This window comes from Flagellimonas oceani, from assembly GCF_011068285.1.
In the GTDB taxonomy this organism is placed as follows: Bacteria; Bacteroidota; Bacteroidia; order Flavobacteriales; family Flavobacteriaceae; genus Flagellimonas; species Flagellimonas oceani.
The window spans coordinates 1,939,422-1,963,940 of record NZ_CP049616.1; the positions used below are offsets into that span (position 1 = coordinate 1,939,422).

The 24,519-nt window shown below is 42.7% G+C and carries 23 protein-coding genes; 9 read left to right on the forward strand and 14 right to left on the reverse strand.

Going from position 1 to position 24,519, the window contains the following annotated elements; translation table 11 throughout:
* Positions 1-17: 17 nt before the first annotated feature.
* The 5 genes from GVT53_RS08965 to rpsF form a co-directional block, all read right to left on the reverse strand.
* Entirely contained in the window at positions 18-2,018 is a 2,001-nt protein-coding gene (locus GVT53_RS08965; protein WP_166248336.1) for a TonB-dependent receptor, read from the reverse strand.
* 258 nt (positions 2,019-2,276) lie between these two features.
* Entirely contained in the window at positions 2,277-5,408 is a 3,132-nt protein-coding gene (locus tag GVT53_RS08970; protein WP_166248337.1) for a TonB-dependent receptor, read from the reverse strand.
* Positions 5,409-5,656: 248 nt separating this feature from the next.
* Positions 5,657-6,109 carry a 50S ribosomal protein L9 gene (rplI, locus tag GVT53_RS08975; RefSeq protein ID WP_166248338.1) on the reverse strand — a complete coding sequence of 151 codons (453 nt, stop codon included), beginning with the start codon at positions 6,107-6,109 and terminating at the stop codon, positions 5,657-5,659.
* 13 nt (positions 6,110-6,122) lie between these two features.
* Positions 6,123-6,419 (reverse strand): 30S ribosomal protein S18, encoded by a 297-nt coding sequence (rpsR, locus tag GVT53_RS08980; RefSeq protein ID WP_014031368.1) that lies wholly within the window; start codon positions 6,417-6,419, stop codon positions 6,123-6,125.
* A 4-nt stretch (positions 6,420-6,423) separates the two neighbouring features.
* Complete coding sequence (gene rpsF, locus GVT53_RS08985) at positions 6,424-6,762, reverse strand: 30S ribosomal protein S6 (RefSeq protein ID WP_014031369.1); 339 nt, start codon at positions 6,760-6,762, stop codon at positions 6,424-6,426.
* Positions 6,763-6,997: 235 nt separating this feature from the next.
* On the opposite strand from rpsF, the gene GVT53_RS08990 reads away from it, so the two are divergent.
* Positions 6,998-7,690 carry a LytR/AlgR family response regulator transcription factor gene (locus tag GVT53_RS08990; RefSeq protein WP_100818563.1) on the forward strand — a complete coding sequence of 231 codons (693 nt, stop codon included), beginning with the start codon at positions 6,998-7,000 and terminating at the stop codon, positions 7,688-7,690.
* On the opposite strand, the gene priA is transcribed toward GVT53_RS08990, so the two are convergent.
* From priA to nadC, 4 genes are read right to left on the reverse strand one after another with little or no spacing between them, the layout of a single operon-like run.
* Positions 7,691-10,150, reverse strand: a complete 2,460-nt coding sequence (gene priA / locus GVT53_RS08995; RefSeq protein ID WP_166248339.1) for a replication restart helicase PriA — start codon at positions 10,148-10,150, stop codon at positions 7,691-7,693.
* 3 nt (positions 10,151-10,153) lie between these two features.
* Positions 10,154-10,603 carry a DUF2147 domain-containing protein gene (locus GVT53_RS09000; protein ID WP_240905192.1) on the reverse strand — a complete coding sequence of 150 codons (450 nt, stop codon included), beginning with the start codon at positions 10,601-10,603 and terminating at the stop codon, positions 10,154-10,156.
* Positions 10,578-11,558: a YihY/virulence factor BrkB family protein gene (locus GVT53_RS09005; protein WP_166248340.1), complete on the reverse strand. Its 981-nt coding sequence runs from the start codon at positions 11,556-11,558 to the stop codon at positions 10,578-10,580. The genes GVT53_RS09000 and GVT53_RS09005 overlap by 26 nt, the downstream gene beginning before the upstream one ends.
* Entirely contained in the window at positions 11,559-12,416 is an 858-nt protein-coding gene (nadC, locus tag GVT53_RS09010) for a carboxylating nicotinate-nucleotide diphosphorylase (protein WP_166248341.1), read from the reverse strand.
* Between the two features lie 92 nt (positions 12,417-12,508).
* On the opposite strand from nadC, the gene rlmH reads away from it, so the two are divergent.
* On the forward strand, positions 12,509-12,982 hold the full coding sequence (gene rlmH / locus GVT53_RS09015) for a 23S rRNA (pseudouridine(1915)-N(3))-methyltransferase RlmH (RefSeq protein WP_166248342.1): 474 nt from the start codon (positions 12,509-12,511) through the stop codon (positions 12,980-12,982).
* Between the two features lie 88 nt (positions 12,983-13,070).
* Here rlmH and serA read toward each other — a convergent pair whose 3' ends face one another.
* Both serA and GVT53_RS09025 read right to left on the reverse strand, forming a co-directional pair.
* Positions 13,071-14,963, reverse strand: coding sequence for a phosphoglycerate dehydrogenase (gene serA, locus GVT53_RS09020; RefSeq protein WP_166248343.1), 1,893 nt, complete (start codon positions 14,961-14,963; stop codon positions 13,071-13,073).
* Between the two features lie 158 nt (positions 14,964-15,121).
* A complete protein-coding gene (locus GVT53_RS09025; protein WP_166248344.1) occupies positions 15,122-15,574 on the reverse strand; it encodes a methyltransferase family protein in 453 nt (150 codons plus the stop codon).
* 58 nt (positions 15,575-15,632) lie between these two features.
* Between GVT53_RS09025 and GVT53_RS09030 the strand changes: the two genes are divergently transcribed.
* From GVT53_RS09030 to GVT53_RS09045, 4 genes are all read left to right on the forward strand, one after another.
* A complete protein-coding gene (locus GVT53_RS09030; RefSeq protein WP_166248345.1) occupies positions 15,633-16,214 on the forward strand; it encodes a non-canonical purine NTP diphosphatase in 582 nt (193 codons plus the stop codon).
* A 146-nt stretch (positions 16,215-16,360) separates the two neighbouring features.
* Positions 16,361-18,118 carry a DEAD/DEAH box helicase gene (locus GVT53_RS09035; RefSeq protein WP_166248346.1) on the forward strand — a complete coding sequence of 586 codons (1,758 nt, stop codon included), beginning with the start codon at positions 16,361-16,363 and terminating at the stop codon, positions 18,116-18,118.
* A 75-nt stretch (positions 18,119-18,193) separates the two neighbouring features.
* On the forward strand, positions 18,194-18,976 hold the full coding sequence (locus GVT53_RS09040) for a carboxypeptidase-like regulatory domain-containing protein (protein WP_166248347.1): 783 nt from the start codon (positions 18,194-18,196) through the stop codon (positions 18,974-18,976).
* Positions 18,977-19,074: 98 nt separating this feature from the next.
* Positions 19,075-20,757, forward strand: a complete 1,683-nt coding sequence (locus GVT53_RS09045; protein WP_166248348.1) for an alpha-amylase family glycosyl hydrolase — start codon at positions 19,075-19,077, stop codon at positions 20,755-20,757.
* A gap of 3 nt (positions 20,758-20,760) precedes the next feature.
* Here the strand turns inward: GVT53_RS09045 and GVT53_RS09050 are convergent, their stop codons facing one another.
* The 3 genes from GVT53_RS09050 to GVT53_RS09060 are packed head-to-tail and all read right to left on the reverse strand — an operon-like array spanning position 20,761 to position 22,368.
* The gene (locus GVT53_RS09050; RefSeq protein ID WP_240905193.1) at positions 20,761-21,141 is read right to left on the reverse strand and encodes a VOC family protein; all 381 of its coding nucleotides are present in this window, start codon (positions 21,139-21,141) and stop codon (positions 20,761-20,763) included.
* 3 nt (positions 21,142-21,144) lie between these two features.
* Complete coding sequence (locus GVT53_RS09055; protein ID WP_166248349.1) at positions 21,145-21,672, reverse strand: SRPBCC family protein; 528 nt, start codon at positions 21,670-21,672, stop codon at positions 21,145-21,147.
* Positions 21,673-21,714: 42 nt separating this feature from the next.
* Positions 21,715-22,368 (reverse strand): TrmH family RNA methyltransferase, encoded by a 654-nt coding sequence (locus GVT53_RS09060; protein ID WP_166248350.1) that lies wholly within the window; start codon positions 22,366-22,368, stop codon positions 21,715-21,717.
* An 81-nt stretch (positions 22,369-22,449) separates the two neighbouring features.
* Here GVT53_RS09060 and GVT53_RS09065 point away from each other — a divergent pair, with 81 nt between their 5' ends.
* From GVT53_RS09065 to GVT53_RS09075, 3 genes are all read left to right on the forward strand, one after another.
* Complete coding sequence (locus GVT53_RS09065; RefSeq protein WP_166248351.1) at positions 22,450-23,460, forward strand: glycoside hydrolase family 43 protein; 1,011 nt, start codon at positions 22,450-22,452, stop codon at positions 23,458-23,460.
* Positions 23,461-23,602: 142 nt separating this feature from the next.
* Positions 23,603-24,025: a DoxX family protein gene (locus GVT53_RS09070; RefSeq protein ID WP_166248352.1), complete on the forward strand. Its 423-nt coding sequence runs from the start codon at positions 23,603-23,605 to the stop codon at positions 24,023-24,025.
* 1 nt (position 24,026) lies between these two features.
* Positions 24,027-24,512: a glutathione peroxidase gene (locus GVT53_RS09075; protein ID WP_166248353.1), complete on the forward strand. Its 486-nt coding sequence runs from the start codon at positions 24,027-24,029 to the stop codon at positions 24,510-24,512.
* Positions 24,513-24,519 lie beyond the last annotated feature (7 nt).

A 24,519-nucleotide genomic window follows, 5' to 3' on the forward strand; every position in this document is an offset into this window, starting at 1 on the left:
GGCGGCACTGTCTTTGTTTATTCTTTTGTCTTGTTCAATTCCTCAAAACGATGGAGCTCCTTCAAAAAAGCAATCGCTACGTCCTTCAATCGGTCTGTATTGTTATCCTTTTCAAAATCCATCAACATTTGTTCGAGTTCATCACGCTTTTCTTGGGGCATTGGGTCGTATCGGGATTGCTGCAACACATTTTGCAGTTGCTGTTTAATTTCCGAAGGGGTTCCACTGTACACCACATCCCTGTAGCGGAAAGTCAACAGATTATTTTGTGGTGGACTTTGCCCGAATGAGGACGGGGGCCGGTCGACATTGTTCTTTTTCCCTCGTCCAAAGGTATAGGTGTAGCCAAAAGTGGTCGTAAAATCCGTGGTACTGGCTTGCACTGTATTTCTGAAGAGGGAAAGTATGTTCAACGAAAAATTGTGCCCTTCCTTCCAAGCATAATTGCCCCCCAACCGAAGGTTATAGAACTGGTTCTGTTGCGCTCCATTGGCAAAAGAGGTATTGTAGGAAGCTGAAAAATTACTACGCAACTTCTTGTCAAAAAACTGTTTGGCAACGCCCAAGGTCGGGCCCAGCGTAAGACCCGCGTCCATTTCCCCGGTTTTGGTGTAGGAGGTATTGGCCGCCACGGTTATGGTCAACGATTGTTGTGGGTAACCCAAGGCGTATGAAGCTGAACCGTTATAAAATCGGGTTCCGCTGTTTTCAATGGCCGCACCTTCCTGTTCTTCATTGGAATCCTGATACACCACATTGATGTTGGCCCTGTCAGTTCGGGTTTCGGTCTGTTTTACCGTATAGTTTACGCTCAAATTGGCGTTTTTGGAGATTTGGCGGTAGTTTAAGGTGTCCAGGTTATCCAATCCATTCACTTGGTTGATATAGTCGAACTGGTCCCTGATGTTGGTATAGGATTGAAAATTGGAAAAGGAACCATTGATGCCCAATCTTTCCGTTGGGGCATAGTTCAGGTTGATGGCACTTACCAATCGTTTCATTGCCGAGGCCTTGGAATCGTCCAGATTATCACGTTGCAAACCTGCATTAACACCAATATTGAGTTTATTGTCAAAAATGGTCTGGGAGGCATTTACCGTAATGTTTTCCAGATCGTTGTTGAAATAATAGGCGCCAAACGTTCTGTAGTTAGGGTCCACACGTTCGTATGCGCCGCCCAGGGTTCCATTGCCCAAGCTATAACCTATGGATGCATTGAAAGCGTTGGTATATTGGGTTGTGATGTTTTCATTTAGAAACAAAGAAAGCATCCCGCTGTCGCCACTTTTATCAGTTACCCTAACATCTTCCGTAATGCCGGAGACGGCATATTCCATTCGGATATTGATTTTTTCTTTTACCTGAAAATCGGTCAAAAAGGATACAGCCGTATTATCCTTGGGCGATAGTCCCAATTCCACAGGAAAAGGCTCGTGGAGGGAGTTTTTATCATCGAACCCTTTGAAAAAAATCAAACCTAGATTAAACTTCTCAAAAGCATAGGAAGACTTTAGTCCGAAACCTCGCCGTAAATAAGCTGTTTGTTGGTTGGGTTTGTCAATATTATACTCCACCGCCCTCAAAAACCTGCCGTACATGGCACTGACTTTAAACGGCCCCGGAGGAACAAGGTCGATTCCAACTCCTGTAAATTGATGTCCACTGAGCGTGTAGGGTGAAAATGACATGGCCACATCGCCGATATGCGCCGTAATCCATTTATAGGATGGGCTTATGCTCAAGCGGTTCAGCTTAAAAGGGCTGGAAAAATCAAAATTTTGGTTAGTGTAGGCAAAAGAGAGCGGAACATTATAAACCTCAGCGATATTGAAATTGAGGTTTCCGTTCACAAAATAGGTAAATGCCTGGCGGTTAGCGGTACCTTCATAGAAAACACCGTTGGCCGATAAGCTTCCGCTGTAATCAAAGAGTTTTGCTTTGCCCAATCGGTCAAGGTCGATGCTTTGAGAAAGACCTAGGAACCCGCACATCATAAAAGGAAATAAAAGCCTGTACAATTTAGGTCGGTTAATTCCCCAATGATACTATTTCACATCGTTCTATTTTTTACCCGTTTGACGGATGGGCCTGTTGAACCAATGGTTGCCCCTTTTGAATTGATGGATGATTTTAAAAATATTTAAATCAACAATAAAATTGATGAATTCTGGATGGAGCTCCCCCAATTTCTCTTTTGTCAATCATCTGTACTTCATCTTAAAAAAATAAAAAAGGCTGCGCTATTGCGCAGCCTTGCCAATGTATTTATGTGGCAGCTAGTTAAAGATATAGCGAACTCCGAATTGGGCCTGCCATCTAGACAACAAACTTGTGTCCGAACTAAACGTCTCTGTAAAATTTGTATCAAAGGTATATGTTGGCACATTATTTTCATCTACAGTAACCCCCAAAACTTGTTGATTCTGAGGAATTTCAACGACTCCCCAGTCAGAACTGATCAAGTTTCCTATGTTAAGAACATCAACACTTAATTGAATGGTGTTCTTATCGGCAATCTTGATATCTTGGAGGATTTTCATGTCCCATCTACCTCTCCAAGGGGCCAACGCCCCATATCTTTCGGCATATTCCCCTCGATTATCGCTTAAATAATCATCTTGTTGAATAAATTGTTCAAAGGCTTGGGCCTGATCAGCACTGGCAAAATTCATTTGGCCAATTTCCGATGCAGTGGGTATATATAAAAGGTCGTTTATGGCCGACCCGTCGTTGTTGATATCCCCACCATAGATATAGTTATACCTCCCTCCTTGTGCATATTCATAAAAGGCAGAAATGGTGGTACCTGTTTTAAAGGCTTTTGAAATAACTCCGACAAACCTATGGGTGTCCCCATATCTGGAGTAGGATAATACATCATCATTGGCATTACCAGAAATGGCATTGGCCACAAAAGCATCGCCGGTTATTTCCGCTTCGATGGAATTAACATCCTTTGAATTTAAATAACTATAGGCCAAACTGGCGTACAGGCCATTGTCAAAAGTTTTTTGCGCCTTAAGCACTGCATTCCAAATTCTACCTTTATCGGAATTTGAGAACACATAAGCATTATTGATCAAATCACTATCGGCATAAACGGGCCGTGAATCCACTCCTTGCAATGTCTCAGATGGTTCGGTCAAGCCCCAGTTTTGTACGTGCGGCCCGTTTACATCTTTGGAATATGAAAGGTCTGCCGTAAGGATCAACCCATTGTCGAATCTATAATCCGCGCCCAAGCTAGTTCTCCATACTTGCGGCCATTTAAAATCCGGATCTACTACTTGATAAAAGAATACATTTGGATTGGCTATTTGATTACCCAACCAAACAAATGGGAAACGCCCTGTAAACACACCGGTTCCTCCTCTTAACTGAAGCGTGTTGTCTCCATTTACATCCCAATTAAATCCTAACCGTGGTGATATCAACCACTGATCGGTGGGCATTTTGGTGGAATCAAAAAATACGGTCTCACCATTATTTGGGTTTATATAAGGAATATCGGGAACATAGGCCGGGGCAACATCTATTACATCCTGTGCTTTTCTAGAAGAATCGAAATAAAGAGGACGATCAAAGCGCACTCCATAAGTCAATTTAAAGTTCTCAGTGGCATTCCATTCATCTTGCAAGTAAAAAGCCAATTGCCCCACATTGGTTTCGGCCAAGGCCCATCCTCCCAGATTTCCTTCACCATTGGCCTCCAAAGAATTGTTCGCAGCAATGGCCGCATTGAAAGCATCTTGATAGAAAGCTACGAGGTCGGCTTCGTTGGCCGGATCTCTAAAATCCGCTATGGAACCCGTTGGGAAGAATACACCTTGGTCACCATAAGCACCTAAATTAAAGGAGTTGTCGAACTCGAACCTTTCAAAGGAAAAACCGATCGTAAAGGTATGATCTCCTTCAAAAAAGTTTAGATTATTGGTAAGCTGAAACACCTTTTGATCCAAACGGTTGTTAATGGAGAACGGTTCATGTCCTGCAATGATATAGTTGGAACTTCCATTCTCATCCAACAAGGTGATGGTGGGTGCAGGCGTGGATTTTGGATTTCGGAAATCATCAAAATGAGTGTACCCTACCTGTAATTTATTGATTGCTTGATCAGATAATGTAGAATTTAACTCCAATTGAACCGATCGAATTTTATTATTGATTTCGTAACCAGCATTTTCAAACTGTAACGTGGTTAGATTAGGCCCCCTAAACCCCAGTGCGGTCGGGTGTGCAGGTTTTTCTTTAGAGGCGTTCAGGAAGTTGTAGATAATGGCCAACCTATTGTTTTGGTTTATGTTCCAGTCCAATTTAAATATTCCTTTGGTAGATTCTTGATCAAAATTAAAGCCTTCATAACTTCCAGGATCGTAAAATTGTCCATCCCCAATGGAAACTTGGCTTAAAATATTGGAAACCAATTCAAAATCCGAGGCCAATACACGAGACTCATTGATTCCACCTGTTCCTCTATTTGGCACAAAACCTCCGCTTCCCAAATCGGTTCTATCGTCTTTTTCAAAATTGGCAAAGAAGAATAACTTGTTTTTTACAATAGGACCGCCAATACTGATTCCGTATTGAGACTGACTTAGGTCTGCCTTGAACACATCATCACCCTTTACTTTACCTCCAGTAAGATCTTCGTTGCGGTAGAAACCATAAACTGTACCATAGAACTCATTTGTACCACTTTTGGTAACCGCATTTACGGAGGCCCCTGTAAATCCGGATTGGGTAACATCGTACGGAGCAATGCTCACTTGGATTTGCTCTATGGCATCAATGGAAATCGGATTGGCATCTGTTTGCCCTCCCGGTTGAGCGGCATCCAGTCCAAAAGGATTATTAAATATGGCTCCATCCAAGGAAAAGTTATTGAATTGATCGTTCCTTCCTCCAAAAGAACCTGCACTGGCAGTGGGCTCCAATCGAGTAAAATCGTTTGTCGACCTTGAAATTGTCGGCAAACGGGTCAACTCCCTTCGACCTACACTGGTTTCTGCACCTGTACGATCACTGCCAAAGGTGCCGCCCCTATCCGATACAACTATCACTTCTTCCAATTGTTGGCTATCGGAAGCCAAGTTGACATTGAGGTTGAATGTTTTACCTAGCGATAAAAAAACATCGGTCTGAGTCTCTGTTTTAAAACCAACATAAGAAATTGAAACCTCATAGGGCCCTCCCACCCTTAAGTTAAGAAGGTTAAAACGTCCTTCCTCATTGGTTATGGCACCATAACGAGTACCTGTTGGTGTGTGCACGGCAACCACATTTGCACCCAATAAAGGCTCTCCTTGATCATCCGAAACTGTTCCTCGAATGTTAGAAGTGGTAACCTGCGAAAAAACAGAAGTGAATACCAATAAAAAAAGGAGTCCAAAGAGTTGAATTTTCTTCATAATGAGTTAGTTATTAGTTTGCTCTATTACAAACATAGATAAAAAAAGTGCTGTGCACCCATAACTCTTTAATGATTTATTAACGAAAATTTAAACACTAAAATCCTACTTTTCCATATTGTTTGGATGGGTGATTCTATTTTGTAAAGTACATCAAACTAGGGGGGAATCAATCAGATTCAAAATATTTCTGACCACAAAAAAACCCGAGCAGATTGCCCGGGTTTTTATTCTATATGTTTAGAAGTTTAGTTTGCTTCCGCAACCACTTCAAATGGGAATTCCACAACGACTTCCCTGTGCAATCTGATAATCGCTTCGTAAGGACCAGTTCTTTTGATAGCTCCACCTTTGATATTGATGAATTTTCTATCGATTTGGTGTCCTTCCTTGTCCAAAGCAGCGGCAAGGTCGATATTGGTAACAGAACCGAACAATTTATCTCCGGCACCAGCTTTTGCGGCGATTTTGATTTCCAATTGTTTCAGCGCATCGGCAATCTTGGTAGCCTCGTCAATAACTTTTTTCTCCTTGTGAGCTCTTTGCTTAAGGTTCTCTGCCAAAACTTTTTTGGCGGATGGTGTAGCCAAATCGGCCAAACCTTGTGGGATTAGGAAGTTTCTGCCGTAACCGTTCTTTACGGTAACGATATCATCCTTAAATCCCAAATCCTGTACATCTTCTTTTAGAATAAGTTCCATTCTCTGGTGTTTTTTATTTCAACATATCGCCAACATACGGCATTAACGCTAGGTGACGGGCACGTTTTACGGCCTGCGCCACTTTTCTTTGGTATTTCAAGGAAGTACCTGTAAGTCTTCTTGGAAGCAATTTACCTTGCTCGTTCACCAACTTCATCAAGAAATCCGGGTCTTTGTAATCTATGTACTTGATACCTGACTTCTTGAACCTACAATACTTCTTTTGCTTGCTGGTCTCAATGTTAAGCGGGGTCAAATATCTGATTTCCCCATCTTTTTTCGATTTTGCTTGTTGCTCAATAGATGCCATACCCTTATGCCTTTGCTTTTAGTTTGTTTCTTCTTTTTTCCGCCCAAGCAATTGCATGCTTGTCCAATTTAACGGTCAGGAAACGCATAATGCGCTCATCTCTCCTAAACTCCAATTCGTAAGGGCCAATGGCCTCACCTGGAGCTTGGAATTCGAACAAGTGGTAAAATCCACTTTTCTTGTGCTGAATGGGATAGGCCAATTTTTTAAGTCCCCAATCTTCTTTGGAGACCATTTTGGCACCATTCTTAATCAAGAAATCCTCGAATTTCTTGACTGTTTCCTCTATCTGTGTCTCAGACAGAACGGGATTCAAAATGAAAACAGTTTCGTAATGGTTCATTATAATATATTTTTAAAGGAGCGCAAAATTAATAATATTTCTTTCACCCTGCAAGAAAAGTAAAAAAACTTCGTTTAAGTACATGAGTTATCAACAGTAAAAAACCTAATAAACCTAAATAACACTTATGGCAATTTACACAACAAAATAGACCATGTTTACATCTTTTGTTGCTCTTAACCGTGTTTTTTATGTAATTTGCCGACGATTTAAAACCCTACAAATCACCCCATTCATGAAATTAAAAAGTATAATTGTAGACGATTCTTCCATGCAGCGCATGGCCGTTGCGAAATTGGTCAACAATCATCCACACCTAGCTTTGGTCGCTGAGTACAGCAATGCCATTGAAGCCAAGAATGGCCTGAAAAACCACGAAATCGACCTTATCTTTTTAGATGTTGAAATGCCGATCATCAGCGGTTTTGACCTTTTAGAGGCCCTAGAGAACCCACCACAGGTAATCCTGATTACAGGAAAACCTGATTATGCACTAAAAGCGTTCGATTACGACGTTACCGATTACCTTCACAAACCCATCACTTTGGCCCGTTTTGAAGCTTCCGTAAAAAGAGCTGTTGCCAAATACGAGCAAATGAACAGGGTGGACGAGGATGAAGAGCATATATTTGTTAAGAGCAACCTTAAAAAACGCAAGGTTATCCTAAACGACATTAAATGGATAGAAGCTTTGGGAGATTACATTAAATTGGTGACAGATGAAGCCAATATCGTAATCCTTTCCACCATGAAATCTTTCGAAAAGCAATTGCCTGCCGAAAAATTTCTACGTATCCATAAATCTTATATTGTGAATCTGGAGAAGATCGAGAAATTCAACAGTAAAAATGTTGAAGTAGGGGGCAGACAGATTCCATTGAGCAGAAACAAAAAGACAGAACTGGCGGAAGCGCTGGCCAACGTATAATTATATGTGGTCCACGTTGTAGACCAACCGTACACTTTTATACTTGGAAATAGCATTAAAGGATTTCTCGATTCTTTTAATGCTATTTTTTGTTTGCGCCAAAGGCTGTTTCTGAGGTATTTTGACCATTATGTTTTTTAAATAATCTCTTCTTATCCGAGCCACAGGTGGGTATTCGGGACCAAGAATGTTTGGGCCCAACACATTGCGCAACGAACCCGCCATCCAATCCGAAGCCTCGTTCAATTTATTGAAATCCTTATCTTTTAACGTGATTTTGATGAGTCGCACCAAAGGTGGGTACTTGAACTGCTCCCTTTCATAAAACTGTTCTTCGAACATTTTATCGTAATTGTTGGTGGTTACCTGCTGCAAAATCTGATGGTACGGGTTGTAGGTCTGAATGAGCACCTTTCCACGTTTTTGGGTACGCCCTGCCCTGCCCGCAACCTGCGTGAGCATTTGAAAACTGCGTTCATGGGCGCGAAAATCGGGGAAGTTGAGCATGGAATCCGCATTCATGATGCCTACCAAACTTACATTTCTAAAGTCCAATCCCTTGGTCACCATTTGGGTACCCACCAAAATATCCATCTCTTGGTTTTCAAAAGATGAAATGATTTTTTCATACGCATATTTCCCTCTTGTGGTGTCCAAATCCATTCGCCCTACCGAAACATCGGGGAACAACTGCCCCAATTCCTGTTGAATCTGTTCCGTGCCGAAGCCCTTGTTATCCAAAGTAGAACTTCCACAGGCCAAACAAGCTTGTTGCAAGGCCATATGATAGCCGCAATAGTGGCAACGCAATTGATTTCTATGCTGATGATAGGTCAAGCTCACATCGCAATTGGGACATTGGGCCACATGTCCGCAGGTTGTGCATTCCACCACCGGGGCAAAGCCCCGTCTATTTTGAAACAGAATGATTTGTTCCCCTTCCTCCAATGCTTCTGTTATGGTCTTGATCAAAATTTCCGAAAAATGTCCCTTCATCCTACGCTTACGGGTCGCTTCCTTTATATCCACCAAATTGATGTCCGGCATCAATACATCGCCAAATCGATGCGCAATGGAAGCGTAGCCATACTTTTTTATCCTGGCATTGTACATACTCTCTATACTTGGCGTAGCGGAACCCAAAACAATATTGGCCCTGTGCATGGAAGCTAAAACTACCGCAGCATCCCGGGCATGATAGCGCGGCGCAGGATCAAATTGCTTAAAGGAATTTTCGTGTTCTTCATCAACCACTACCAAACCCAAATTGGAGAAGGGCAAAAAGAGTGATGAACGGGCACCAAGTACAATTTGAGCCTTTTCGGCATTCCCCAACACATTGTTCCACACCTCTACCCTTTCGTGGATACTGTATTTTGAATGATAAACGGATACTTGATGTCCGAAATATTGCCTCAGTCGATTGATCAATTGTGAAGTCAATGCAATCTCCGGAAGCAAATACAGCGCCTGTTTACCTTCTTCCAAACATTTTTGAATGAGTTTTACGTAAACCTCGGTTTTCCCTGACGATGTGACGCCATGCAAAAGCACTGGCTTTTTTTCATCAAAACCTTTGCTGATATCCTCTAAAGCTTGCTGCTGGTATTCATTCAGATCTATATGGCGAGATGCCTCCGAACGCTCGTCAAAATCCACTCGATCTTTTCGAATGTGGTATTCTTCCAAAATATTTTTATCGATAAGCGACTTTATCACCGCTCGGGAGGCCCTGCTCTCTTTTTCCAGTTCGGCAATGGCAATGGGCTTGTTTCCTTTTTTAGATTTTAGCTGAAAAAGAGAAAGCACTACTTGGCTTTGCTTGGGCGCCCGGGTAAGTTCGTTCAACAGGTCGGCCAGTTGTTCCTCATCATCATATTTTTCCGAAAGTTTTACATAGCGTACCAACTTGGGCTTGTACTGTTCGTACAATTCTTCTTTTTGAAGCACTACACCTTTATGCACCAACATATTGATGAGTTTCAAAACGTTTTTCTTGTCAACAATATCACTGATTTCGGAAATTTTTAAGGCGGTTTGATGCTGCAGGGCCTCGAACACTAAAAATTCATCATCGGTAAGCTCCGCTTCATCTACATCCGCATTTTTATTGGGCAAAATCAGTGTTTCGCTCTCCAACATAAAAGCACTGGGCAGGGCACTCCTAATGACTTCTCCCAAAGTGCACATGTAGTATTTGGCCACCCATTCCCAATGCTTCAACTGCACTTGGGTCACAACAGGTTGCTCGTCAAGAATTTGATAAATTTCCTTGGGTTCGTAGGCTTCAGGTGCATTTTGATGCACGCTATAGGCCAAGGCAGTATAAATTTTTGATTTTCCGAAAGGAACGGCCACGCGCATTCCTTCCTTGATAAAATCCGCTTCGGCCTGCGTAATTTTATATGTGAAGCGTCTTTCCAAAGGAATGGGAAGAACAACATCCAAAAAATAATCCATAACCTAATTCTCTTCTACCCTATGCCATGTCTGTGTCCGGTGCAAAAATGCCAAATACCCTCTTACTTTCAATCGATTCACATTATCCTCATCCAGCCATACCTTTCCACGAAATGTCATTGCCTGTTCGGGATCAAATAGGCTATCGCCCTTGTAAACACCATCTTTATGTTCCTCAAAATCGTTCATGATCGTCATGCCGAGAATAGGTTTGTTCTTTTTCTCCCCATCACATTTGGTGCACAGCGCGCCTTTTTTTCCTTCTTCCAGAATCTTGACCACTTTTGCGTGAAGCATTCCATCCTCTTTATAGATTTCGATAATGGCCTTTTCCACACCGTTTCTATCATCAATGGTTTTCCACTTTCCAAAAACGGTCTGGGACCATGTTATCTGGCAAAGCAGAAAACACAGCGGATAAATCCATTTACTCCTCATTTTTCTGCCTTTCATGTCGTTTTTTTAGTGAATTTAAGGTTGCGTTCAGTTCAAAACCCAATAATAAGATATTCGAATTTAACCAAATAAACACCATTAAGATCAATAATCCGCCCAAAGCCCCGTAAAGTTCATTATATCGTGCAAATTTATCCACGTAAATACCAAAAAGATAAGAGGTGAGCAAGAACAAGAGAGTCGTCATAAGGGCTCCCGCTGAAAAAAAGCGTGCATTTCTCCCCTCTGCAGTTCCAAAATAGTACAGTATCGCAGTTGTTAAATAGGATAGAAACAAGAAAAACAGCACCTTGGCGATTTGTATGCCCACCGTATCCCCTTTTTCCACATCATAGCCCAATCTTTTTCCAAGGTACTCGCTTGTATATTCCACAATGTAAAATTCGAAATACACAAAAGCAACGGCACCAACAATCAATAAAATGGAAAGAATCAACCCGACCATAAGCGCATAGGCGTACTGACGAAAAAAATTACGGGTAAGTTCCACATGGTACGAATTCTCGAATCCCCCGAAAATGGCATTAACGCCATTGGCCACTAAAAAAATGGATAAAATAAAGGCTGAGGACAATAACCCTCCCTGCTTCTGGTCCTTGATCTGCTGGTAAATCTCCCCAAAGTAATCACTCGTTGCGGAAGGCAAAAAAGACTCCAAAAAGTCCAAAAACTGGGCGTCAAAATTCTCGTTGCCCACACTAACGTAGGGAATTATGAACGGAATCAACGTCACCATAAAAATCAGCAAGGGAAACAATGCCAAAAACAGGCTGAAGGCAATGGAACTGGCCCTTGATGAGAGTGTTCCCTTTACGATTCCGACCAAATACATTTCTATGAGGTCGTATAAAGAGAGTCCTTCAAAAGCTTTTAGCTTTATCTTTTTCATCAACCGGACGACCCAATTGATGACGGGTATTTTTTCCAACTGCTCTTCGATGCCTGCTGACATTTAAACGGCTTTTAAACTTAAATCCATATTGTAAACGGAATGGGTAAGCGCACCCGAAGAAATATAGTCGACCCCACATTCCGCATATTTACGGATGGTGTCCTCGGTTATTCCTCCGGAGGACTCTGTCAGACACTTATCCCCTATTCTTTTGACCGCTTCCCGTGTTTCATCATAATCAAAATTATCCAAAAGGATACGGTACACCCCACCGGATTTCAATATTTCTTCGACCTCGTCCAAATTTCTGGCTTCTACTATAATTTTTAGATCTTTCCCGTTATTCCTTAAATAATCTTGTGTTTTTTGGATGGCCTTGGTGATTCCGCCCGCAAAATCGATGTGGTTATCCTTGAGCATGATCATATCGTATAGTGCAAACCTATGGTTCTCGCCTCCCCCGATCTTCACGGCCCACTTCTCCAGCGCCCGAATGCCCGGAGTGGTTTTGCGCGTGTCCAGAATCTTGGTATCGGTACCATCTAAAAGGGACACAAAATCTTGGGTTTTGGTGGCGATGGCACTCATACGCTGCATGGCGTTGAGCACCAGACGCTCGGCCTTTAATATGCTCTGCGAGCTGCCCTCCACATAAAAAACAATATCCCCGTACTTCACTTGTGCGCCATCATCCACCAAAATTTCCATGGTCAGGCCAGGGTCTACATATTGGAAAACTTTTTTGGCAAATGCCACTCCGGCAATAACACCTTCATCTTTTACGAGAAGTTTTGCCTTTCCTTGTGCGGACGCAGGTATGCAAGCCAAGGAGCTATGGTCTCCATCACCAACGTCTTCTCTTACGGCATTGGCAATGATCAAATCCAGTTCGTTTTGAAATTGTTCTTCGGAAATCATCCAATTGAGCTTTTAACGAAAGTAGTAAAAACATTGTTCGTTGTCCACGACTTGCGTGCCCTTAATTTAAGCTGAAACGTTTATTTTTGGGCATGCAGATTACTTTAGTTGCCATTGGAAAAACCGATAAGTCTGAACTTGAAGAACTTATCACTGTTTACGAGAAACGGTTGAAACATTATGTTAAGTTTCAAATTGATATTATTCCTGATATTAAAAACCGAAAAAATCTTTCCGAAGCACAACAAAAAGATAAGGAAGGGGAGCTTATTCTGGCTCAATTGCAACCTACGGATACTTTGATACTGCTGGATGAAAAGGGCAAACAATACAGTTCGATGGACTTTGCCCAGTTTTTGCAGAAAAAGATGAACAGTGGCATTAAAAACTTGGTATTGGCCATTGGAGGTCCTTATGGGTTTAGTGATGCCGTCTATGCCAAGAGCTCAGGTAAAATAAGTTTGTCCAAAATGACCTTTTCCCACCAAATGGTGCGATTATTCATTGTGGAACAGATTTACAGGGGGTTCACCATTCTACGAAATGAACCCTACCATCATCAATGACATCATTGGAGGCAAGAGGCAAGAGCCAAGAACCAAGACCAAAACTGTCCTTGTTCCTGTTTCTTGAAGCGCAGCGGTCTTGCTTCTGTTAATATAGTACCCTAAACTTGATGGTATTCTCGATTTTTTTGAGGGCCTTGATCACATCCTTGTCGTATTCCTTGTCCAAATCGGTAATCACATAACCTACTTCACTATCGGTTGAAAGGTACTGTCCTGAGATATTGAGACCGTATTGCGCCAATATTTCGTTGATCTTGGCCATGATGCCCGGAACATTGCGGTGAATGTGCAGGAACCGATGCGCCTTGTTCTGTTTGGGCAACCGTATATTCGGGAAGTTAACGGCATCGACCGTATTTCCTGTATTGATGTAATCCATGATCTTATTGGGCACAAAATCCGCAATATCGCGTTGTGCCTCCTCGGTACTACCTCCAATATGCGGGGTAAGTATCACATTGGACAAACCTTGCAATGGTGTTTCAAAACCTCCATTGCTACGTGGTTCCGAAGGATAAACATCCACGGCCGCACCACCTAACTTACCACTTTTTAAGGCGGATGCCAAAGCATCAATATCAACTACAAAACCTCTAGAAAGATTGATTAGCTTGGCACCATCCTTCATTTGGTTGATCTCACGCTCCCCAATGAAGTTTTTGTTGGCCTTATTGTCATCAACATGTAATGTGACCACGTCAGAAACATTCAATAGATCTTCCAATGTACTGCATTTTATGGCGTTTCCGATAGCCAACTGATCATCCACATCATAATAGTACACTTTCATCCCCATGGCTTCGGCCAAAACGGACATTTGTTTACCAATGTTGCCATAACCAACAATGCCCAGGTTCTTCCCTCGAACTTCTTGAGATCCCGCAGCGGTCTTGTTCCATTCGCCATTATGGATTTCCGTACTTCGTGGAAAAATACTGCGCATCAACATAATGATCTGCCCTATGGCAAGTTCCACTACGGAACGGGTGTTGCTGTATGGTGCATTGAACACAACCACCCCCTTCTTTTTACTGTATTCGAGATCTATCTGGGTGGTCCCGATACAAAAGGCGCCAACGACCAATAATTTATCGGCCGCATCCAAAACCTTTTGGGTTACCTGTGTTTTGGACCTAATTCCCAACACATGCACACCTTTGATGCGCTCAATAAGTTCATCTTCGGATAGGCTGGTCTTGATCAACTCCACGGAAAACCCTTCTTCAGAAAGATTGTCAAAAGCCGCGGTGTGTACATTTTCCAGTAATAAAATCTTGATTCTGTTCTTAGGATATGATAAGTTTCTTGGCAAATCGTTCACAAATAAAAATTCATCTAGGTTAGGTGCAACGTGGTCGGCATTATTGGTCGCCTTTTCTCGGTGCACATTTTCAGTGTAGGCAAAAAATTTATGGGCTATCCCGGCTTCGCGCATTACATAATCGCTATAACCATCGCCAATTACCTGGACCTCGCCTTCCAAATCCAGATTCCTCAAACAATCAATTTTTCCGTTGTGGGCCGCCAGTACGTTCGTTTCGTCAAAACCGATAATATTTCCATCGGCATCAAACTTAAATGTGTTGGCGTACACCCTATCGGATGGGATGTTGTATTCTTCAACAATGGGATCAATAAATTCCTTGAAACCACAGGAAATCACATAAATATCCTCCGAGAACTCGTGAAAAAATTGCTTGTTCGATTCAATTGATTTTGAGATTTTTTGTCGGAGTTCCTTGACCAAAGCCTCCAAATCACTTTTGTTGGCGTTCAACAAGCGGATTCTTCGCTCCAAAGATTCTGTGAAAGAAATATCCCCATCAATTCCCAAATTGGTGATTTTTTGGATTTCCGCCACGATTTCGTTCCTTTTTGGATTGCCTTGCAGGGTCATTTCCGCCAAAACATCCAACGCCTCAACACGTGTGAGCGTACTGTCAAAATCGAACACATATTTGCGTCCTGTCTCTACCATGGGTCGTTTCAAAAAAATTAAAGCGTAAAATTAAACATTAATTCCATCCTTATAATCGGAAGATCCCAAAAACCTTACACATTTACGGATAAATCAAAAATCCGTTACAATTTGTTTTAAATGATACCCAAAAAAGAGAATTTTTGAATTTCATCTTCTTAAAACCAACGTCTTGTGAGCTTACAATAGATGGTATATTCCTGACCGAACATTTTTTTGAGCGCCTCTTCTTCGGGCTTGATCTGAAAATGGTTCATATACGAAACAAAACCCGCCGCGACCAACGTATTAAATGCGTTTCCCAACTTTAGGCCAAAAGCCAGCAAAAAAAGTAACATGCCCAAATACATGGGGTTCCGCGAAAAGTTATAGATGCCGCTGGTGACCAAACTGGATGCCTTTTTTGGATTCAATGGGTCTGTTGTGGTCTTTTTGATAAAAAATTGAATCACGGATATGAGGATTGCCAAAAATCCAAGTCCAAACAAAAATGCGGAAATTTCTTGCCGTCCAAAGAAATCGAACTCGCCAACGGGCAAAAATAGGTCCAAAACATACATTAGGGCTCCAAAAATCAACATCACCAAAGCTGGTGGCACTTTCATTTTCATATTACTGGCTTAAACTTCGAAATTACTACTTTTGAAACTCAATTAGAACCCTTTTGATTTGAAACTCGTTTTTGCTACCCATAATGACCATAAACTGAAAGAAGTTCAGCAATTGCTACCCAAAAGCATTGAGCTATTGTCCTTAAAGGATATTGAGTGTTTTGATGAAATTCCCGAAACCGGTGATACGTTGGAAGAAAACGCAAAGATCAAAGCGGATTATGTGACCCAAACCTATGGTCTGGATTGTTTTTCTGATGATACAGGCTTGCTGGTCGATGCCTTGAACGGAGCTCCGGGAGTCTATTCGGCAAGATATGCCGGTGAACAAAAGAACGCCGGGGACAATATGTCGAAGTTATTAACCGAACTGGAGGGGGCTACCGACCGTTCGGCACACTTTAAAACAGTCGTCCATTTAAACCTCCAGGGCGAAAATTTCACGTTCGATGGCATTGTGGAAGGTGAAATTACCACAGAACTCCATGGAAAAGGTGGTTTTGGCTACGACCCTATTTTCAAGCCCAATGGATACGACAAAACCTTTGGTGAACTGCCTTCCGAGACCAAAAACGCTATCAGTCACCGAGGTAGGGCCATCCAAAAATTGGTGCAATTCTTAAAAAAGAAGGCCACTTAGCTTGCACCGATCAAAATAAGTGTACCTTTGCCGCTTTATTAACGCCGCCGGTATGGGCAAGGTGTTGTGATGGGCTTGATCGGGAAATACTAAAAATCGCTCTATACAACACAAACATATTTGCGATTTAAGGTATTTACACCGCTATGACAAAATTTGAAGCCTTGGGGTTGGACAAACCCCTATTGGATGCTATTTCCGACCTTGGATTTGAATCCCCCTCTGAAGTACAAGAAAAATCAATCCCAATTTTATTGGATCAAGAAACCGATCTGGTTGCCTTGGCGCAAACAGGAACAGGTAAAACTGCTGCCTTTGGATTTCCGATGATTCAAAAAATCCAACACGACAGCAGAACCACCCAAGGGTTGATTCTCTCCCCTACCCGGGAACTCTGTTTACAGATTACCAACGAACTAAAACTCTATTCCAAATACATAAAAGGACTTAATGTTGTGGCCATTTATGGTGGCGCCAGCATTACGGAACAGGCCAGACAGATAAAAAGAGGTGCACAGATTATTGTGGCAACCCCTGGCCGTATGAAGGATATGATCGGCCGAAACATGGTGGACATCTCCAAAATCGATTATTGTGTATTGGACGAAGCCGATGAAATGTTGAACATGGGCTTCTACGAAGATATCAAGGACATTTTGTCCAACACCCCTCAAGAAAAATTCACATGGCTTTTTTCTGCGACAATGCCCAAGGAAGTGGCTACGATCGCCAAAAAGTTCATGAAAAACCCTGTGGAGATAACCGTGGGTTCCAAAAATGCCGGAGCTTCTACCGTACAGCACGAGTATTATGTGGTGGGCGGACGTGACCGCTATGCGGCCCTAAAACGTTTGGCCGATGCCAATCCAGGTATCTTCTCCGTAGTATTCTGTAGAACCAAAAGGGATACCCAACGTGTGGCCGAAAAGCTTATCGAAGATGGCTACAATGCCGGTGCTTTGCATGGGGATTTGAGTCAAAACCAACGTGATTTGGTCATGAACTCCTTCCGAAAAAAACAAGTGCAGATGTTGGTGGCCACCGATGTGGCGGCCCGTGGCATCGATGTGGATGACGTGACCCACGTGATCAACTATCAATTGCCTGATGAAATCGAGACCTATACCCACCGAAGTGGCCGTACAGGACGTGCCGGAAAATCCGGTATCTCCATGGTCATCATCACTCGTTCGGAATTGAGAAAGATCAAGGCCATCGAGAAAAAGATTCAACAGGAGTTCTTGTCCAAGAATATTCCGGACGGCATCGAAATCTGCGAGATCCAATTATATCACTTGGCCAATAAGATCAAGGAAACCAAAATCAATAAAGAAATTGAGAATTACCTACCGGCCATCAACGATGTTTTGGAAGGTATTGATCGGGACGAACTCATCAAAAAAATTGTTTCTGTAGAATTTACACAGTTTTACAATTACTACAGCAAATCCAAAGATCTCAACAGTCAGGATTCCGGCAAGGAAAGGGGAGCTTCGAAAGGGGATGTTCCATCCGAAGGTTCCGTTCGTTACTTTATCAATGTTGGGGAACGTGATGGATACGATTGGATGAGCCTGAAAGATTTCTTGCGCGACACCTTGAACTTGGAAAAAGAGGATGTTTACAATGTGGACACCAAAGATTCTTTCTCTTTCTTCAATACCGATGCACAACTTACCGAATTCATCCTTCAAACCTTTACCGATTTTAAATTGGAAGGACGTTTTATCAATGTAGAAGTTTCCAAGAATCCAGGTGCCGGCGGCGGTGGAAAAGGAGGAAAAAAACGTCGTGGCCGAAAAGGCGGAGGCGGAGGCCATCGTAAGGGCGGCAGCTCCTATAAAGGCGGAAAAAAAGGTGGTTATGGCAAAAAGGGAGGTAAAAAGAAACAGGGATTTTATTAGTTAATTCTATATTAAATGGTAAGTCTCTCCTATTTATTTTTCTTTGTTTAGTATTTTTATACCTACAAAGATTGCATGAGAAGAGTACTACTTATACTATTGTCCCTGATCCCACTCCTCGGTTTTTCACAAATTGAAGGTGACGAAGCCCAAGAGGTAAATGATTTTACCGCTACGGTGATCAATGCCCAAACGGAATATCCCTTGGAGAGCGTGCACGTGGTCAACCTCAATCAAGTTAAGGGTACCATTACCGATCAGGATGGAAAATTTACCATTCCCGCAGCAGTCAATGATACGTTGTACTTCTCCTATCTTGGCTTTAAAACCCAAAAAGTGAGGGTCACCAACGATATGTTCCGGTTTGGCAATACCGAAATTGCATTGACCGAGCTGGCCTATGCCTTGGAAGAAGTGGTGGTTAGACCCTACCAACTTACTGGTTATTTGGAAATAGATGTAAAAAACCTTCCGGTGAACAACGCCTATCAATATAGTATTTCCGGACTCAACACCAGTTACGAAGCGGGCAATAAAAGCCCTAGTGCCGTTACAAAAGTACTGGGGGCCATTCTAAACCCCGCCGATTTGTTGCGCAATCTTTTTGGCAAAAAACCAAGACAGATGCGCAAGCTTCGTCAAATTAAGGAAGATGACAACATCAGGGATTTATTGGCCTCAAAATTTGATAGGGAAACCCTAACGGAACTGCTCCAATTGGAAAAAGTGGACATTGAGGACATACTCAACAATTGCAACTATTCAAAATCCTTTATCAAAACGGCGAACGACCTTCAAATTTTGGATGCGATTTCCAGTTGTTACGAAGAATATAAAGTACTGAACAGGACCCAATAACCCCCTTGACCCCTTGTATTGTGATCTGCTCGCGGCGGGCTATAAATAAATTTCATAGTTACATATGCATTTTATAGCTTTAGAGAAAATCCCAATACATGAAAAAACCGCTTGTTGTTTTGGCATTACTATCCCTATTTCTTGGTTGCAAAAAAGTTGAAAAGAAACAACAAATCACCAAAGTAGTCAAAGAAGAAGCTCCCAAAAAGGATGTGCCCTTTGTTTGGGAGGGCGCCAATATTTACTTTCTGTTGACGGATCGCTTCAACAACGGGAACCCAAACAACGATGTCAACTTTGACCGAACCGAAGAAACCGCAGTGCTCAGAGGGTTTGAAGGAGGCGATATTCAGGGAATCACAAAAAAAATTGAAGAAGGTTACTTCACCGATTTGGGGATAAATGCCATATGGTTTACCCCGATCGTAGAACAAATCCACGGCGGCACCGACGAGGGCACGGGAAAAACCTACGGTTACCATGGCTATTGGACCAAGGACTGGACTACCATCGACCCCAATTTCGGTACCAAAAAAGACCTATCAAACCTTGTAAAAACAGCACATAGCAAAGGAATACGTATAATATTGGACGTTGTGCTAAACCATACCGGACCTGTTACGGAAAAGGACCCTGTTTGGCCAGATGACTGGGTAAGAACCGGCCCAACGTGTGAGTTTACTACCTACGAGAACACCACAGAATGCACTTTAGTGGCCAACCTGCCCGATATCCTTACCGAATCGGAAGAGCCCGTGGAGCTCCCCGATGCCCTTTTGGCAAAATGGAAAGAGGAAGGCCGTTTGAGCAAGGAACTCGATGAGCTACAATTGTTTTTTGAACGCACAGGATATCCAAGGGCGCCACGTTACTACATCATTAAATGGTTGACCGACTATATCAACGAATTTGGCGTTGACGGTTTTCGGGTGGATACCGTAAAACATGTAAACGAAAATGCATGGGCCGACCTTCACAAAGAAGCCAATTATGCGTTTGAAATGTGGAAAAAGAAACATCAGGACGACATATTGGACGACAACCCTTTTTACATGGTGGGAGAAGTCTACAATTATGGTATTTCCAGCGGTCGAGAATTTGATTTTGGGGATAAAAAAGTGGACTTCTTTGATTATGGATTCAAAAGTCTCATCAATTTTGAACTGAAACAGGATGCAGATGATGATTACGAGAACATCTTTAAAAAATACAACCGCCTGCTGAACAGTAAGTTAAAGGATAAGAGTGTACTCAATTATTTAACCTCCCATGATGACGGCGCACCGTATGACAAGGACAGGACAAAACCATATAGAACCGCCAATGTATTGTTGCTCACCCCTGGGGCGTCCCAAGTGTATTATGGGGACGAAACTGCACGCAGCTTGACCATTGAGGGCACTGAAGGTGATGCCACCCTACGCTCCTTTATGAACTGGGAAGATTTGGACAGTCTGCCGGAAACCCAAAAAATACACAGGCACTGGCAAAAATTGGGTCAGTTTAGGGCCAACCACCCCGCAATAGGTGCCGGCAAGCACAAACGCTTGGCCAAATCGCCGTATGTGTTCTCAAGAACCTATGTAAGTGGCGAATACCGGGACAAAGTTGTAGTGGGGTTGGATTTGCCCAAAGGGAAAAAATCACTCTGGGTAAAAGGCTTTTTTGGAGATGGCACCGTATTGTACGACACCTACTCCGAAACCGAAGTGACCGTTGCCAACGGAAAGGTAATTTTGGAAAATGATTTTGATATTGCCCTACTGGAACTTGTAGAGTAGTTTCTACTGTCTGGAATGCAATGCAATCCTATTTCCTTCCGAATCCAAAAAAACGGCCATGTAACCTATATCCTTGCTAATATGGGTCTTGGCCTGAACAATTTTTCCTCCGTTCTTTTCAATCCGGTCCAGTTCGTTCTGAACGTCCAAACTATTGAAATAAATGAGCGTTCCTTGGCTATCACTGGGTTTGTACCAATCCCTGTTTTGAATCAAAGAGCCCGCAGCTCCGGGTTTTCCATGGTCCGCAGGAAACCAGCCCATTTTGGTTCCCCCAAAATCCTGTAAACTTATCGCTACCTCAAAAACGGCTTCATAAAACGTTTTGGCCCGCTCCATGTCTGCAACAGGAATCTCGAACCAGCCCACCATGTTGTAATCCATAACTTATTTGTTTTCTAGAATTTGTTTTAAACTGTCCAAACCTTCTTCAAAATCCTTTCCCACCGCCTTGTCCATGCTCATAAACAGCATCATAATGCTCATGGGAAATACATTCTTTCCCGAAAAGCCCCAGATTACTTTAGTCCTATCGCTGCCCACCTCCACGGTTTCGATATATGCATCCGAAGTGGATTTGAACGGTTTCAAAAACCTGAGTTCACTTTCAATACGCTTGCCCTCAACAATTTTGGTGATCTCCTGCTCCCCTTCCCCTACTTGCTTGTTGCCTTTCCATTTATTAGTGACCCCTGCCTCGCCATCGATTCCAGTGAACTCCGTTGTCATATTTGGGTCTCGCTTTCCCCATGGCGACCACTCATCCTGATTTTTCAAGGATTTCACATATGCAAAAACAACATCCTTCGGCCGGTTGATTTCAATAGCTCGGGAGACATTATAGCTTTTTGGGGCAATGGCCGCCAACAAAAGAATCAGGGCAAGTATGCCCAAAACAATATAAAGCACTATCATAACTGTAAATGATTGGTTACCAATTAAAAATACAAAAATTATCTATGCGGAAAGATATCTTTTTATGATGCCCTTTACATCTTTTATGGACTTTTTGGTCCAATCCAAACGCTTTTCGAGCACCTCCATATCGGACAATTGCCAATCCAGGTCGGAATCCCGTACCTTTTGTGCCAATTGCTGTATAATGATTGCCGCCGAAACGGAAACATTCAAACTCTCGGAAAAACCCACCATGGGAATTTTAAGAAACCCATCGGCCTGTTGCATCACCTCTTGGGACAGCCCCTGCCGCTCCGTGCCAAAAAAGATAGCGGATTTCTCCCTTGGGCAAAAGTCCGGGAGCAAAGTGGAATCATCGTGGGGCGTGGTAGCGATTATTTGATAACCATTGTCCCTTAATGTGGAAATACAATTTGTAACATTCTTATAGCGGTGCACATCTACCCATTGTTCCGCGCCCATGGCAATATTCTTGTCCAAACGTTTGCCAAATCGATTCTCCACCACGTGCAGGTCCTGAATCCCAAAGGCATCGCAGCTACGCAGGATCGCACTGGTATTGTGCAGTTGGTATACATCCTCAACAGCAATGGCAATATGCCGGGTACGTTGCCGAAGAACATCCAAAAAACGTTGTTTGCGTTCTTCTGTCAGGTAAGATTCCAGATATGTCAACAAATCATCATCAAACATAAAACCAATATAGGAAAAATTGGAAATGTTATATTAGATGCTAAATTGATATATCAAACATAAAAAAACAAATAAACCCATATGATCGCCAGAAACCTATTTATCATAGTTTGTGCTTTGCTTGGAACATCATGCATATTTGCCCAACAATCTAAAAAAACACAGAACAACCCAATTTTTGAAGGATGGTACGCCGACCCAGAAGGCATTGTATTTGGGGACACGTATTGGGTCTACCCTACTTTTTCGGACGATTACGACAAACAACTTCATTTTGATGCCTTTTCATCCAAGGATTTGGTGAATTGGGAAAAGCACGAGCGTATTTTGGACACCACCAAGATCAAATGGTTGAGACAGGCACTTTGGGCACCCTCCATCATTGAAAAAGATAGCAAGTACTATCTGTTCTTCGGTGCCAACGACATTCAACGGCCCGGAAGAAGTTCCTACGACCCCAATAACGACATCAATCATTATGGGGGCATTGGTGTGGCCGTGGCGGATAACCCGGGCGGACCTTTTGAAGATCATTTGGGCGAACCATTGATTTCCGACTTTTATAACGATGCGCAACCTATCGACCAATTTGTTTTTAAAGATGTGGACGGCACCCATTATTTCTTCTACGGGGGATGGAGCCATTGCAACTTGGGGAAACTCAATGCCGATTTTACAGGCTTTGAACCATGGGAAGATGGCAACCTTTTCAAGGAAATTACCCCGGAAGGTTATGTGGAAGGGCCATTTATGTTTTTGCGCAATGGGGTTTATTACTTTATGTGGTCGGAGGGTAATTGGACGGACGGCAGTTACAAAGTCGCCTACGCCATGGCGGATAAGCCAACAGGACCGTATCAGCGAATCGGAACCATTTTGGAATCAAAGGAAGGTGATATCGCTACCGGGGCGGGGCACCACTCCGTGATTAACAAACCGGGTACGGATGAGTGGATTATCGTGTATCACCGTAGACCCATTCCCAACAAGGACCGTGACCATCGCGTAACCTGCATGGACAAAATGGAATTTAATGCGGACGGCACCATAAAACCTGTTGTAATGACTTTTGAAGGAGTCGGGGGAAACTAGAGTTATACCGATAGGAACACAAGGTACAAGTCCACTTTGACCAAATAATTTGGTCAAAGGCAGATGACCATTTCCCTACATTTCGTTTTTCGGTTTAAACTTCATACATTTGTATCGCACACGATTTAATCCTTTACGATACATGAAAACTACTTTATTTCAGAAAATAATGCGGATAGTCCTCGGAGGTATGATGGTTTTGGCCGGTATAGGCCATCTCACGTTCCAAAGAGAAGAGTTTCAAGCCCAAGTGCCAAGGTGGCTGCCCAGCAGCCCAGAATTCATGGACTTTGTGGTTGTAGCATCGGGTGTGGTGGAAATAGCCCTCGGTTTGGCCATGATTTTCCTTTGGAAGCACCAAGTAAAAGTAGGGATTGTACTTGCCCTATTCTATGTCCTTATTTTCCCGGGCAATATATCGCAATACACCAACGGAATCGATGCTTTTGGGCTGGACACCGATCAAAAACGATTGATTCGACTGTTCTTTCAACCTGTGCTGATTTTTTGGGCATTATGGTCCACTGGAGCTTTGAAACATTTGATGAACAAATCCAAAAATTGACATGGAGACACCTTCTTTCTATGATTTTGAGGCCAATGGCCTGACTGGTGAAAAAATGAAACTGGACCAATTCAAGGGCAAGGTCGTTTTAGTTGTAAATACCGCTAGCGCCTGTGGGTTGACCCCACAATATGAAGGGCTGGAAAAGCTATATCAAAAATACAAGGACAGGGGATTTGTGGTCCTTGGTTTTCCTTGTAATCAGTTTGGCAACCAAGAAGAGGGGACCTCCGAAGAAATTCAGCAATTCTGTCAAGTAAACTACGGTGTAAGTTTTCCCATGTTCGAAAAAATCGAAGTGAACGGAAAAAAAGCACACCCAATCTTCAAATTCCTAAAATCCAAACTTTCCGGCGGCCTGCTCGGAAGCAAGATCAAATGGAATTTCACCAAGTTTTTACTGGATAAGGATGGGGTTCCCGTAAAAAGGTTCGGACCAACATCAGTGCCAAAAGAGATTGAAAAGGATATCGAAAAACTATTGTGACCAAAAA